15 protein-coding genes and 1 tRNA gene are annotated in these 13,444 nt (G+C 66.5%); 5 read left to right on the top strand and 11 right to left on the bottom strand.

What is annotated here, in order from left to right:
• Genes OG976_RS21100 through fabG form a run of 8 tightly spaced genes read right to left on the bottom strand, consistent with a single transcriptional unit; the run spans position 1 to position 6,362 of the window.
• A complete protein-coding gene (locus OG976_RS21100; RefSeq protein ID WP_328353113.1) occupies positions 1 to 1,206 on the bottom strand; it encodes an acetyl-CoA C-acetyltransferase in 1,206 nt (401 codons plus the stop codon).
• Positions 1,203 to 1,454, bottom strand: a complete 252-nt coding sequence (locus OG976_RS21095; protein ID WP_442930367.1) for a hypothetical protein — start codon at positions 1,452 to 1,454, stop codon at positions 1,203 to 1,205. Before OG976_RS21095 ends, OG976_RS21100 begins: the two co-directional genes overlap by 4 nt.
• Entirely contained in the window at positions 1,454 to 1,987 is a 534-nt protein-coding gene (locus tag OG976_RS21090; protein ID WP_328353110.1) for an aromatic-ring-hydroxylating dioxygenase subunit beta, read from the bottom strand. Before OG976_RS21090 ends, OG976_RS21095 begins: the two co-directional genes overlap by 1 nt.
• Positions 1,984 to 3,264, bottom strand: a complete 1,281-nt coding sequence (locus tag OG976_RS21085) for an aromatic ring-hydroxylating oxygenase subunit alpha (protein WP_328353107.1) — start codon at positions 3,262 to 3,264, stop codon at positions 1,984 to 1,986. The genes OG976_RS21090 and OG976_RS21085 overlap by 4 nt, the downstream gene beginning before the upstream one ends.
• Positions 3,261 to 4,055, bottom strand: coding sequence for an enoyl-CoA hydratase/isomerase family protein (locus OG976_RS21080; RefSeq protein WP_328353104.1), 795 nt, complete (start codon positions 4,053 to 4,055; stop codon positions 3,261 to 3,263). Before OG976_RS21080 ends, OG976_RS21085 begins: the two co-directional genes overlap by 4 nt.
• A complete protein-coding gene (locus OG976_RS21075) occupies positions 4,052 to 4,864 on the bottom strand; it encodes an enoyl-CoA hydratase/isomerase family protein (RefSeq protein ID WP_328353101.1) in 813 nt (270 codons plus the stop codon). The genes OG976_RS21080 and OG976_RS21075 overlap by 4 nt, the downstream gene beginning before the upstream one ends.
• Positions 4,861 to 5,631 carry an enoyl-CoA hydratase/isomerase family protein gene (locus OG976_RS21070; protein WP_328353097.1) on the bottom strand — a complete coding sequence of 257 codons (771 nt, stop codon included), beginning with the start codon at positions 5,629 to 5,631 and terminating at the stop codon, positions 4,861 to 4,863. The genes OG976_RS21075 and OG976_RS21070 overlap by 4 nt, the downstream gene beginning before the upstream one ends.
• Positions 5,628 to 6,362 carry a 3-oxoacyl-ACP reductase FabG gene (fabG, locus tag OG976_RS21065; protein WP_328353094.1) on the bottom strand — a complete coding sequence of 245 codons (735 nt, stop codon included), beginning with the start codon at positions 6,360 to 6,362 and terminating at the stop codon, positions 5,628 to 5,630. Before fabG ends, OG976_RS21070 begins: the two co-directional genes overlap by 4 nt.
• A gap of 184 nt (positions 6,363 to 6,546) precedes the next feature.
• Here fabG and OG976_RS21060 point away from each other — a divergent pair, with 184 nt between their 5' ends.
• Together OG976_RS21060 and OG976_RS21055 are read left to right on the top strand one after the other, a co-directional pair.
• Positions 6,547 to 7,587, top strand: a complete 1,041-nt coding sequence (locus OG976_RS21060; protein WP_328353092.1) for an MBL fold metallo-hydrolase — start codon at positions 6,547 to 6,549, stop codon at positions 7,585 to 7,587.
• A gap of 125 nt (positions 7,588 to 7,712) precedes the next feature.
• On the top strand, positions 7,713 to 8,333 hold the full coding sequence (locus OG976_RS21055) for a TetR/AcrR family transcriptional regulator (RefSeq protein ID WP_328353090.1): 621 nt from the start codon (positions 7,713 to 7,715) through the stop codon (positions 8,331 to 8,333).
• A 38-nt stretch (positions 8,334 to 8,371) separates the two neighbouring features.
• On the opposite strand, the gene OG976_RS21050 is transcribed toward OG976_RS21055, so the two are convergent.
• From OG976_RS21050 to pgm, 3 genes are all read right to left on the bottom strand, one after another.
• Positions 8,372 to 8,447 (bottom strand) — tRNA-Ala (locus OG976_RS21050).
• 175 nt (positions 8,448 to 8,622) lie between these two features.
• A complete protein-coding gene (locus tag OG976_RS21045) occupies positions 8,623 to 9,891 on the bottom strand; it encodes an MFS transporter (RefSeq protein WP_328353087.1) in 1,269 nt (422 codons plus the stop codon).
• A complete protein-coding gene (pgm, locus tag OG976_RS21040) occupies positions 9,888 to 11,534 on the bottom strand; it encodes a phosphoglucomutase (alpha-D-glucose-1,6-bisphosphate-dependent) (protein WP_328353085.1) in 1,647 nt (548 codons plus the stop codon). The genes OG976_RS21045 and pgm overlap by 4 nt, the downstream gene beginning before the upstream one ends.
• Before the next feature lie 68 nt (positions 11,535 to 11,602).
• Between pgm and crcB (OG976_RS21035) the strand changes: the two genes are divergently transcribed.
• The 3 genes from crcB (OG976_RS21035) to OG976_RS21025 are packed head-to-tail and all read left to right on the top strand — an operon-like array spanning position 11,603 to position 13,433.
• Positions 11,603 to 12,001 carry a fluoride efflux transporter CrcB gene (gene crcB / locus OG976_RS21035; RefSeq protein ID WP_328353083.1) on the top strand — a complete coding sequence of 133 codons (399 nt, stop codon included), beginning with the start codon at positions 11,603 to 11,605 and terminating at the stop codon, positions 11,999 to 12,001.
• Complete coding sequence (gene crcB / locus OG976_RS21030) at positions 11,998 to 12,363, top strand: fluoride efflux transporter CrcB (protein ID WP_328353081.1); 366 nt, start codon at positions 11,998 to 12,000, stop codon at positions 12,361 to 12,363. The genes crcB (OG976_RS21035) and crcB (OG976_RS21030) overlap by 4 nt, the downstream gene beginning before the upstream one ends.
• Positions 12,360 to 13,433, top strand: coding sequence for a DUF190 domain-containing protein (locus tag OG976_RS21025; RefSeq protein ID WP_328353079.1), 1,074 nt, complete (start codon positions 12,360 to 12,362; stop codon positions 13,431 to 13,433). The genes crcB (OG976_RS21030) and OG976_RS21025 overlap by 4 nt, the downstream gene beginning before the upstream one ends.
• The last annotated feature ends 11 nt before the right edge of the window (positions 13,434 to 13,444 follow it).

Raw genomic sequence — 13,444 nt, 5'->3', positions numbered from 1 at the left:
TCAGACTCCCCGGAAGACTGCGGCGATGCCCTGGCCGCCACCGATGCACATGGTCTCCAACGCCAATCCCCCACCACGGGTGCGTAATTCATGCAGCATGGTGGCGAGGATCCGGACACCGGTCGCACCGATGGGATGGCCCAGGGAGATTCCGGAGCCGTTGACGTTGAGCCGGTCTTCGACGTCGGCGAGTTTGAGTCCCCATCCAGACAGCACCGCGAGCACCTGCACCGCGAACGCCTCGTTGATCTCGATCAGCGAAAGATCGTCGAAGCCCAATCCCGTTTTGCTGAAAAGCTTTTCCACCGCGCCGACCGGACCAATACCCATCCGCGATGGTTCGCATCCCATCGCGGCCCAGCCTTCGAGGTACCCGATGGGCTCCAGGCCGAGCTCATCGAGGCGGTCCTCGGCCACCACCAGACACGCCGCGGCGGCGTCATTCTGCTGGCTGGAGTTGCCCGCAGTGACCGTCCCACCCGGCGTCACGGTTCGCAGCCTGGCCAACGACTCCGCCGTGGTGTCGGGGCGGATGCCCTCGTCACGGTCGAACACGGCGGGCTCGCCCCGGCGCTGCGGAACCTCGACGGCCACCAGTTCGGCATCGAAGGCACCGCGTGCCACGGCCGCGGCGGCCCGCTGGTGGCTGCGTGCAGCGAGCGCGTCGGCGGCCTCGCGGTCGATTCCGTAGTCACCAGCGAGGTTCTCCGCGGTCTCGATCATTCCGCTGATCTCGCCGAATCGCCAAGTGGGTTGGGATCTTTCGCGACCGCGATCCAGACGGTCGTAGAGCATCTGATTGCCGGACCGGGCACCCCAGCGGGCGGTGGTCGTGTAGTGCTCGATGTTGCTCATCGACTCCACACCGCCGGCGATCACGACGTCGGCGGCGCCCGTCTGCACCGTCATCGCCGCGGTGATGACAGCCTGCAGGCCGCCGCCGCAGCGCCGGTCGATCTGCAGACCCGGCACCGTGATCGGCAGGTTGGCGTGCAGCGCCACCCAGCGTCCGATACACGGGGCTTCGGAATTGGCATAGGACTGCGCGAAAACCACGTCCTCGACGCGTTCGGGGTCAACACCACTGCGCGCCACCGTCGCCTCGACCACCTTGGCGGCGAGGTCCTCGGCGCGCAGCGGTCGCAGGCTACCGCCGAAAGTTCCGACCGCGGTGCGCACCGGGGCGACGATCGCGGCGCGCCTCATTCGCCGCGCCACCGATCGGCCGAGGGATCGAGCAGTTGGGCCATCTTGCCCTCGGGCAGCCAGACGATGGTCTCCAGTTCCATGGCGTCGAGATAGCGCACCCGGCCGGTCCGGAGGTCTTCCAGACGAAGCCGCGGCGAGTTCCCCGCACTGTCGATATTGACTGACACCTGGGCGAATTCGCTCTCCACCAACGGTCCGATACCCGGAACGCTCAAAGGTGCCTCACCGCTGAACTCGATGGACATCAGATCAAGAAACCCAGAGTCGGGAGCGGTTTGTCCTTGTTCACCAGAACCACCTTCTTGTAGGACAGGCGCAGCTCTCCGTCAGCACGGCGCAGCCGGTAGGTCACCCGGCCGGCCCAGGTCCGGTCGGCGCGTTCGTGGGACTCGAAGACCACGAAATTGGCCCCCACTTCCAGGTCCACGCCGCCGGCGGGAACCGCCCGCCCGCCGAGGAGTTCGATGTTGGAGATCAGGCGCCGCAGATTCGATGGCGGGGCCTGCGCATAGCGTCGACCCGTGCGCAGCTGCTTGAGCCGGGTGGAGATACGACTGCGGTTGTCGTAGTAGACCGACATCACCTGCAGTGGGTCCGGTCCGTCGTTGCCGGCCGGGACCCAGTACAACGCGTCGTCGGTCCACAGCGCCTCCCAGGAGTCGTAGTCGCTCTCGTCGGCGAAGCGGGCCTCGCGGAACAGGAACTGCTCGACCTCTCGGATATCGAAAACCTCCGGTACCGCTGTCAATTCGTCGATCGCACCGATCGTGCTGATCATTCCGCCTCCATCAACGTCGCGTAGTGCGACCAGAAGCCGCGCATGCCGGTCTCGTCCGTCGCACCACCGATGGTGAACCCGTTGTCGTCGGTGCGCTCACGCTGCAGGCCGCGACGGATCTCCAGCCATTCCGGCTGGCGCGCTTCCAAACCCAACTGATTGCGTTCGTACATCTCGGTGTCGTCGGCGAGCAACATGCCCGCCGGCCCGACCGAACCGACACATTGGGACACCATCCGCTTGTTCAATTCGGGTGCACCCACCAGCTGGACCGCGGTGGAGTACTGCGTGCACTGGTTGAACGCCACGGGCTGGATGTTGAACACCTGGATCTCGGCGATGAACAGGTTGGGGAAGATCATCACGTGCGGAGCACCCTCGATGAGGATCTGCTCGGCGGCTTCGCCGTGCAGTGCCCGCATCGCCGCGACGTAGTCCGGTACCCGCTCTTCGGTGGTGCCGAACCAGCGCATCGGCTCGGCGAACTTCCGGAATTCCGGCCGTAGGTCGTTCTCGCTGTGACCGTTGCCCAGGTCGCGGGTGACGGCGGTCGACGCGTCGCTGTACAGCGGCGCGATCGTGCTGCCGGTGACCCCGAAGATCGAGCCGTGGACGAACTGCGGGTGGTAGCCGTCAGTCTCGTTCTCCGCCAGCAACTTCCAGTTCGAATGGGTCTCATGGCCGAGCCAGCCGGCAGTCAGTTCGACGCGCCCTTCGGGAGAGAGCCGGACCAACCGGTCGATCTCGCCGGCGGCAGCCCCGAGGTGTTCGATCAGCGACGGGCCATCTTCGGCGAAGCTACCGAACACGAAGCCCTGGTAGGAGTCGACGCGAGCCACCCGTCCCATCGCGAGATCGAGCTTGCGGCTGCCGTAGCCCTTGAAGAACGGGAAACCGATGAGTTCGCCGGTGTTTCGGAACGTCCACCCGTGCAGCGGGCAGCGGAAGGTCGCCGAGTTCCCCTTGGCGTCGTTGCACACCTGGTTGCCACGGTGCGCGCACCGGTTCAGCAGCAGATGAATCTGACCGTCGCGATCGCGCGTCATGATGACGTCCTGCAAGCCGAGCTTCTTGCGCACATAGTCGCCGGGTTGACTGACTTCGCTTTCATGGCCGACGAACACCCAGGTGCGGTACCAGATCTTCGCCAGCTCCTCGGCGAAGATCGCCGGGTCCGTGTACAGCGAGCCGTGCACCTTGTCCCGCTGGATCAGCGGTCCCACACGGGATGCTCTTGTGCCTTCGGGGATCTCAAGACCCACTGCTTCCGAAGTCATTCTCGAACTCCTTCCCTGATGCCGAAAATGGCAGGACGTTTTTCCCGGAACGCGGTGACGCCCTCGACAAAGTCATCGCTGCCGAAGAGCACGGCCTGCGCAGCGGCCTCCCGGTCAAGCACCTCGAACGGGGACAGGCCGGGCGCCACCGCGAGCAACGACTTGATCACCCCGAACGCTGCAGACGGACCTGACGCCAGACGCGTGGCGTCCTCCAGCGCGACGGCGCGTGCAGTTCCTGTCTCCACGAGCGCGTCGACGAGGCCGATCTCCAATGCCTCCGGCGCTCCAATTGTTCTGGGCAGCATCAGCATCTGCCGGGTCCGCGCCACCCCGACGCGGGCCGGCAGCGAGACGTACGCGCCCATATCCCCGGCCAGCCCGACCTTGGTGAAGGTGGTGGCGAACCGCGCGTCCTGTGCAGCCACCACGCGATCACAGGCCGCAGCCAGTGCGGTGCCTGCGCCGAACGCCGCTCCTTCGACCGCTGCGATGACGGGCTTGCCGGTATTCCAGATGGCGCGGATGACGCGCTGCGCCAGCTGCGCTCGCTCCAGGGCATCCTGGGGCGTCATCCGCTCCATGGAGGAGATGTCACCGCCCGAGCAGAATGCCTTGCCTTCGCCCGTGAGCACGATGGCGCGCACGTCCTGGTCGCTGTCGGCGGTCTCGAGCGCCTCGGCGAGGGCCAACCGCAGCGGGATGTCGATCGCGTTGAGCTTGTCGGGGCGGTTGAGCGTCACCACCGCGACAGCACCGATCTGCTCGGTCAACACCGCGGGGGTGGTCACTTCTGGAACCTGGGCGGTCGTCGCTCGATAACGGCCCGCAGGCCCTCCAGTGCGTCGGCGGTGCCGGAGAGTTCGGAGACGGTGCGCGCCTCTTCGGCCAGCCGCTGTTCGACGGATGCACCGACTCCGCTCCACACCAGTCGCTTGCTCGCCGACAGCGCCTGGGTGGGGAGCTCGACGAGTTGGGCTGCCAAATCCTCCACCCGATTCTGCAGCTCGTCGTCGGCGACGACTTCGGTGATCAGGCCGATGTCACGGGCCTCGGTCGCGGTGATCGTCGGGTTGGTCAGGACGATCCGCAACGCCTGCCGCAGGCCGACGAGTTGGGCGAGAGTCACCGACACTCCCCCGTCGGGCGCCATTCCCACCCGCACGGCACCGGAGAAGAACTTCGCCGATTCGGCGGCGACCACGATATCGGAGGCGCACACCAGCCCGAGGCCACCACCACCGGCAGCGAAGCCCTGGACTGCCGTTACGACGGGGACCCGCAGTTGGATCAACGCCGCGGATGCCAGCTGCAGCCAGGCCGTTGCTTCGCGCAGGTAATCGGGCAGGTTGGCACCCTTGGATTCGAACGTGTGGATGTCGCCGCCGGCGCAGAAGTTGCGTCCTTCACCGGTCAGCAACACCACCCGCACTTTGGGATCTGCGTGGCACGCCAGAATCGCCTGGTGCAGGGATTTAAGTAATTCGACGTTGAGCCCGTTGGATACCTCGGGCCGATTCAGCCGTAGCCGCGCAATGCCTGCGTCCACGTCGAGCGCGACGGGTGCCGTGGCGCTGAGTTCGGTTGCTGAGCTGGTCACTGCGCTGCTCCTCGTTTACTGAACGCCGACGCACCGTTGCGGCCGGCTCCTTGGCTGATGTGGTTGACGACGGCGTCGAGTTCGTCATCCACTGCGGCGGCCAGGGATTCAGACAGTCCGGAGATCACCAACCGTTTGATGGTCACCAGGGCGCTGCGCTCCCGTCCGGCCATGGTTGTCACGAATTCCTCGGTGGCCCGGTTGAATTCGGAGTGCGGAAAGCTGCGGTAGGCCAAGCCAAGGCCGACGGCTTGAGTGCCGGTGAGCCGGTCACCGCTGAGCAGCAATCCCATGGCCTGCTGCACACCGACCAGACGTGGTAGCCGCGCGGTACTGCCGCCACCGGGGATCATGCCGAATCGCACGTGATTGTCCGCGATCCGCGCATCGTCGCTGGTGAGCACAATGTCTGCCGCCTGCAGCAGCTCGAACCCACCGGCGGCGGCAACGCCCTCCACGGCTGCCACCACCGGAATCTCGATAGCGGCAATGGCGTCGCAGGCCCGCCGGAAAGCCTCGAACAGGGTCCGCAACGCGTCGGGCCCTTGCTCGCGAAGTCGTTCCACCTCCGCGAAATCACCCCCGGCACAGAAGTTTCCGCCCGCGCCCCGAATGATGATGACGTTGACGTCTGGATCTGAACCCAGCCGGGCTATCGCCTGCTGAAGTTCCACGCCCAACTCGACGTTGATGGCGTTGAGTTGTTCCGGCCGGTTGAGGGTGATGCGGCCGATCCCTGCTTCTTCGGTGGCCAACACTGATGTCATATATATCGGCCCCCGCCGACCTCGATGACCGTGCCGGTGATGTAGCTCGACAGATCCGAGGCCAGGAACACCACCGCGCCGGCGACCTCGGCCGGTTCTCCCGCGCGCTTCATCGGGACGTCGGCCTCTCGCTGGGCGAAGATTTCCGGGGGCATGGCCTCGGTCATCGGAGTGCGGATGAGTCCCGGTTGCACGGCGTTGACCCGGACGTTGTGGTGCGCCAATTCCTTGGCCGCGGACTTGGTCAATCCGACGATGCCGGCCTTGGCGGCGCTGTAGTTGGTCTGGCCGGGGTTACCGGATTTTCCGGACAGCGACGAGATGTTGATGATGCTGCCCGTCTTCGCCTCGCGCATCACCGCCGACGCCTCGCGCACCCCCAGCCAGGTGCCGCGCAGGTGCACGGTGATGACAGCGTCAAACTGATCGACGGTCATCCTCTTCAGGGAGGCGTCCCTGGTGATACCGGCGTTGTTGACGAACACGTCGAGGCGACCGAACTGGCCCACAGTGTCGCGAACGACCGCCTTCACCTGCTCCTCGGACGTCACGTCACAGGCCAGCCCGAGACCACCGACCTCGTCGGCTGCGGACTTGGCGGCATCGCCATCAAGGTCGACAAGCACAACGTGTGCGCCGTGCGCGTGTAGCGACCGGGCAATTTCACGGCCGATGCCCTGACCAGCCCCAGTGACGATGGCCACGCGCTCGGCAAGCAAGGAATCAACCATGGACTGTGTGGCTCCAACCAGAAGACGGACCAATTTCTAATCAATATTAAACTACTCACGAGATTGGTTCAACTACCCCACCGCGCTTCACCGGGGTTCGTTGCGCCAACAGCACAAGCGAACTCCAGCTTTTTATCATGTGTTAAATTGCGGCTTTGCAGTCGGAGGAGAGGGATTCGCCGAGATGTCGAACCGCCGTTTAACCGACGACCGAGACATCGATGCTGCGGTGGATCTGCCACCTCACGTCGTCAAAATTCCGTTACCGCTGCCGTTGACAGACCTGAAGGTGGTGAACGTCTACGCCATCCTCGGAACCGACGGCGTGACGTTGGTGGATTCGGGCTGGGCCGATGAGCACAGTGAGACGGTCCTGATCGACGCCCTTGCCCGGCTCGGCTACACCCCCGCCGACGTGCGGCGCATCGTTGTCACGCACGCTCATTGGGATCACTATTCCCGTGCCATCGATTGGCAACGACGCTATGGCACCGCGGTGATGATCGGCAGCGGAGAACGCCACTCGATCGAATCGTTTGACGAACGCACCGGCGCGTACCCCATCCAGGCACAGCTACTTCTCAAAGCCGGGGCAGTCGATTTGGCGCAGACGATCGCCGACTTGCCCCTGGAGCCGTTCGAGCGCGATGTCCCCTTCGGCCCGCCCGACGTCTGGCTCGACGGCGGTGAGCACATCGACTGCGGTGGAATCGATCTCGTTGCCCGCGCCACGCCGGGCCACACCCGAGGTCACCTGGTGTATGAGGACCACCGAGCAGGCCTCACATTCACTGGCGACCACATCCTGCCCCGGATCACACCGTCGATCGGCCTGGAACGAGCGCCGGAAGCGTTGCCGCTGCGGTCATATCTGGCGTCATTGCAGCTCTTCGTAGAGCTGCCGGACACGTGGATGCTCCCTGCCCACGGTGGTGTCACCCCGACGGTCAAGGCGCGAGCCGAAGCACTCATCGAACACCACCGGGAGCGTCTTGATCGAGCCCGCGAGCTGGTGGCAGCGGGCAACGCCTCCGCCTATCACGTCGCCCAGCAGATGTTGTGGACCCGACATGAACGCACCGTCGACGAACTCGGACCGGTACACGGCATGACCGCCATCCTTGAGGTCCTGGCGCATCTGGAGCTTCTGGTGACGCGCGGGGTGTTGGAGCGCGCGGAGTCCACACCGGTCAACCACTACGTCGTCAGTCAGAACGTGAGATGAACGTTGGTCTTCTCGACGTCACCCCGATGAGTTCGGCGAAGCTGTCAACGTGCCGGAACAGCCGGAGCTCGACGCAGTAAAGTGACCTACGACACGCACGAGATCAGATGGCGCGGACTGAGGGTATGGCTGAGACCAGAGACGCTGACGAGCGCAACCTGCTTATCGACTCGGCGTCGACAGTTCTAGCCCGCAGCGGGTGGTGGGGGTTCAAGGTCTCCAGCGTGCTCAGGCAGGCGAGGATGTCGACCCGGAGCTTCTACCGCCAATTCGACACCAAGGACGAGCTGCTCGCAGCGCTGTGGGAACGGGACTTGCTTCGCATTGCCGATACCGTGGACGGAATCATCGATCCGAGTGCGCCGGTCGACCAACGGATCTGGCAATACGTCGGCACGCTCGTCACGCGCGGGTTGGACGGGGACTTCGCCAAACCCGCCACGCTGTTTGCCACCGCGTTCCGCGGGCTGCGCCCTCAGCATTCCGAGCCCATGGACCGTTGCTTGGCAGCACTGACCGCGCCCCTGGTCGAGGTACTGGCGGAAGGTGGCCGCGAAGGAGTCATCACCGTCACTGATCCAGCCGGCGACGCCCGCATTGTCTTGGCCTTGATCGGGACTGCGCTTTTCGATGGCCCTGGCATCGGGGCTGACGGCATCCGCCAACACATCGAAGTCTCGGTCGTCCCCTTCATCGCGCGGTCATTCGGTATCGACCCGCCCGCCTCTGGACTCGCCACGCCCTAGGTATTGAGAAAGCCCCGGCCATTGGCCGGGGCTTTTCCTGGTGGAGCTAAGGGGATTCGAACCCCTGACCCCCACACTGCCAGTGTGGTGCGCTACCAACTGCGCCATAGCCCCAGGTGTGCCAGTCGAAGTTACACCACCGGCGGGTGCGGCTCAAAATCGCTGGTCAGAGCAGGCAACAAGCGGCTACCCGGGCGCAACTGCCGCTGACCTGCACCGAGATTGCACTCACGCAGCCGTCCACTCGCACTTTTCCTGCGTGAATGCAATCTCGGCGTAGGACGCATCACTAGGGCAGCTCGCCGGCGGCTTCCGGGCCCAGCGGACGGGCCGGGGTGTGCTCCAGCGGCTCGCTGTCGCGGGTTTCCGGCGCGAACACCCACCCGATGGACGCCAGCACCAGGATCGCCCCACTGACCGCGAACGCCCAGCTGAACGACAGATGCTGGGCGATCAGCCCGACACCCAGCGAGCCGATGATCGACCCGAAATCCGACATCATCTGGAAGGTCGCCACCGCCGTCCCACCGCGCGCCTTGCTGCCGATGATGTCGGCCACCGCGGCCTGCTGCGGTGAGGAGAACATGCCGGTGGCCGCCCCGGCGATCACCGCACCTGCCAGGAACACCGGCAGCGACGAGGACAACCCCACCACGGCCGTCGACACCCCGGCCAACGCCAACCCGGTGATCAGCAGCGGCCGGCGCCCGGTGCGGTCCGACAGCCGTCCCGACGGAATCACCGCCGCGACGTTGCCGATCGCGAACGTCGCCAGCGCCGCACCCGCCCATCCGGGCCCGCGGTGGAACACCTCGGTGATGAACAGCGGCACCAGCGCGACGCGCAGCCCGAACGCCGACCAGCCGGTGGCCAGATTCGACAGCAGCGCCGCCCGGTACGCCGGGTGCCGCAGCGCCACCCTCACCGTCACCGTCAGCTCGTCGGCCGGGGCTGCGGCGGCCAGCGACGAGTGCCGCAGGCTGATGAACACCACCGCCGCCGCGATCAGCAGCGCGGCGCCGTAAATGAGGAACGGCGCCGACAACCCCAGCCCCGCGGTCAGGCTGCCGACCAGGGGTCCGGCGACCGACCCCACCAGGAACGCACTGGAGAACATCCCGGCCACCCGGCCGCGCGCATTGTGGGGGCTGATCCGGATCATCAGACCCAACGCGGAGACGAAGAACATCGTGGACCCGACACCGCCGAGAGACCGGAACAGCAGCAGCTGCCAGTACGTGTGGGCGAATGCGCATGCCGCGGTGGACACCGCCACGATCAGCAGGCCGCTGACGTAGATGCGGCGCTCCCCCAGCTTCTGCACCAGCAGACCGGACGCGGGCGCGAAGACCAGCCGCATCACCGCGAAGGCCGTGATGACGAACGTCGCCGCGGTGAGGCTCACCCCGAAGTGCCGCGCATACTGCGGCAGCACCGGTGCCACCACGCCGTACCCCAAGGCGATGACCGCGTTGGACGCGATCAGAACCCAGACCTCCCGGGGAAGACCGGCCTGCGCCTCTTCCGAGGGACAGTCACCCTCCGCGACGGAACTCACGAGATGACTGTATTCACCACTTCCCGAGCGGCTTCCTGCACCTCGGCCAGATGCTCGGGGCCCTTGAACGACTCGGCGTAGATCTTGTAGACGTCCTCGGTGCCCGACGGGCGCGCAGCGAACCAACCGTCGGCGGTGGTCACCTTCAACCCGCCCAATGCGGCGCCGTTGCCGGGCGCGGTGGTCAGCTTGGCGGTGATCGGCTCACCGGCCAGTTCGGTAGCGGTGACCTGCTCCGGGGACAACTTGGCCAGCCGTGCCTTCTGCTCCCGGTTGGCCGGGGCGTCCACCCGCGCATAGACCGGCGCGCCGTACTTGCCGGCCAGCTCGGCGTAGCGCTGCGACGGCGAGGTCCCGGTGACGGCCTGGATCTCCGAGGCCAGCAGCGCCAGGATGATGCCGTCCTTGTCGGTGGTCCACACCGAGCCGTCACGACGCAGGAACGACGCGCCCGCCGATTCCTCGCCACCGAAACCGATTGTGCCGCTGATCAACCCGTCGACGAACCACTTGAATCCGACCGGCACCTCGATCAGCTTGCGGCCCAGCCCGGCCACCACCCGGTCGATGATCGACGAGCTGACGGCGGTCTTGCCCACCGCCACGGTGCCCGGCCAGTCCGGCCGGTGCGAGTAGAGATAGTCGATCGCCACGGCCAGGTAGTGGTTGGGGTTCATCAGCCCCCCGTCGGGGGTGACGATGCCGTGCCGGTCGGAGTCGGCGTCGTTTCCGGTGGCGATCTGATAGGCGTCAGCGTGGCCGACCACTTTTTGAACAAGCGCAGCCATCGCGTTGGGGGAACTGCAGTCCATCCGGATCTTGCCGTCGGTGTCCAGCGTCATGAACCGCCAGGTGGCGTCGACCAGCGGGTTGACCACCGTGAGGTCCAGGTCGTGCCGTTCGGCGATCGCCGCCCAGTAGTCGACGCTGGCCCCGCCCAACGGGTCGGCGCCGATGCGGATGCCCTCGGCGCGGATCGCGTGGATGTCGACGACGTTGGGCAGGTCGGAGACATAGGCATCCATGTAGTCGTGCCGCTGGGCACTCTGCAGCGCCCGCGCCAGCGGAACCCGCTTCACCTCGGCCAGGCCGCCGCGCAGAATCTCGTTGGCGCGCTTGGCGATTGCCCCGGTGGCGTCGGTGTCGGCCGGGCCGCCGTTGGGCGGGTTGTACTTGAACCCGCCGTCACGCGGCGGGTTGTGCGACGGGGTGACGACGATTCCGTCGGCCAGATCGGTGCTGCGGCCGCGGTTGTAGGCCAGGATCGCGTGGCTGACGGCCGGGGTCGGGGTGTAGCGGTCGGCCGAATCAATCAGCGCTACAACGTCGTTGGCTGCCAGAACCTCCAGCGCGGAAACCCACGCCGGCTCGGACAGTCCGTGGGTGTCGCGGCCGATGAACAGCGGCCCGGTGGTCCCCTGCCCAGCTCGGTACTCCACAATCGCTTGCGTGGTGGCCAGGATGTGCGCCTCGTTGAACGCCCCGTCCAGACTGGAGCCGCGATGCCCCGAGGTGCCGAACGCGACCTGCTGGTCGACGTCCTCGGGATCGGGCTGCACCGTGTAGTACGCGGTGACCAGGTGGGGCAGATCGACGAGGTCTTCGGGAAGCGCCGGCTTACCGGCGCGGGGGTTAGCCGCCATGGGACCCAATTCTGCCCGCCACAGGCGATACTGGCTCGCGGATTCACTGACGGTTAAGGGAGTAGCCCGTGTTCGGCCATGACAACCGCGAATTGGCGGCCATATTCGCCGGCGGCGCGATCGGCACCGCCGCGCGGGCCGCGCTGGCGACGCTGGCCGTGCCCGACCCCGCCCGCTGGCCGTGGCCGACGTTCGTCGTCAACATCGTCGGGGCGTTCCTGCTCGGCTACTTCACCACCCGCCTGCTGGAACGACTGCCGCTGTCGAGCTACCGCCGCCCCCTGCTGGGCACCGGCCTGTGCGGCGGGTTGACGACGTTCTCCACGATGCAGGTCGAGACGGTGCGCATGATCGAACACCAGCACTACGGCCTGGCGATCGGCTACACGGTGGCCAGCATCGCCGCCGGCCTGCTGGCGGTGTCCGCCGCGACAGTGCTGGTGCGCCGGGTCAGGATTCGCGCGTGAGCGTCGCGGTGTGGGCCGGTGTGCTGGTCATCGGCGGGCTGGGCTCGGTGGCCCGGTTCGTGGTCGACCGCGCGGTGGCGCGCCGGGCGGCCAGGTCGTTTCCGTTCGGCACGTTGACCGTCAACATCTCCGGGGCGGTGCTGCTCGGTTTCGTCACCGGGCTGACCCTGAGCCACCAGGCCGCCCTGCTGGCGGGCACCGCATTCGTCGGCGCCTACACGACCTTCTCGACCTGGATGCTGGAAACCCAACGCCTCACCGAGGAACGCCAGATCAAGCCGGCCGTCGCCAACCTGGTGGTCAGCGTGGCGCTCGGCCTGCCCGCCGCGATGCTCGGCCAGTGGATAGCGAGCCTGATATGAGTGACACCTACCTCAAGCTGACCACCTACTTCGGTGAGCGCGCACGTGCCGGCTCGCGATTCCTGGCCGAGGCCTTGCTGGACACCTACGCCGAGCACGAGGTGGCCGCCAGCGTGCTGCTGCGCGGCATCGCCAGCTTCGGACCGCGTCACATCATCCGCAGCGACCAGTCCTTGACGCTGTCCGAGGATCCGCCGGTCGCGATCGCCGCCGTCGACTCCGAGGCGGTGATCGGTGCGCTGGTGAGCGACGTCGTGGCGATGACCCCGCGCGGCCTGATCACCCTGGAACGGGCCCGACTGCTGAGCAGCCATCTCGCCGGTGCTCCCCTGCCCGACCGCGACGCCGTCAAACTCACCCTTTACGTCGGCCGGCGCCGCCGGGTTAACGGGCTGCCCGCCTACTACGCGGTGTGCGACCTACTGCACCGCCACGGATTCGCCGGAGCCTCGGTGTTCCTCGGCGTCGACGGCACCTCGCACGGGCAGCGACGCCGTGCCCATTTCTTCAGCCGCAACACCGACGTCCCGGTGATGATCGTCGCCGTCGGCACCTCCGACCAGGTGCAGCAGGTGCTGCCCGGGTTGGAGGCGGTGCTCTATCAGCCGCTGGTCACCGTCGAGCGCGTCCAGGTCTGCAAACGCGACGGGCAGTTGTTGGGCCGCCCGCCAGCGCTACCTGCCGTCGACGCCCACGGCCGTGAGCTGCGCCAGAAGCTGATGATCTACACCTCCGAAGCCACCCACTACGACGGCGAGCCAATCCACCGCGCCCTGGTGCGCAAGCTGTGGGAGTCCGAAACCGTCACCGGCGCAACGGTATTGCGCGGCATCTGGGGATTCCACGGTGATCAGAAGCCGCACGGCGACAAGCTCATCCAATACGGGCGCCAGGTGCCGGTGACCACCATCGTCGTCGACACCCCCGAGGTGATCGCCAGCTGTTTCGATCTGATCGACGAGGTGACGGGCAGCCATGCCCTGGTGACCTCCGAGATGGTGCCCGCACTGTTGATGCTCGACGGCGGGCAGCGCCGCGGCACCACCGACCTGGCCGACTACCGCTTCTAGGGCGTGTCTCC

The organism is Mycobacterium sp. NBC_00419 (assembly GCF_036023875.1).
Lineage (GTDB): Bacteria > Actinomycetota > Actinomycetes > Mycobacteriales > Mycobacteriaceae > Mycobacterium.
This window is presented reverse-complemented; position numbering and strand designations above follow the sequence as displayed.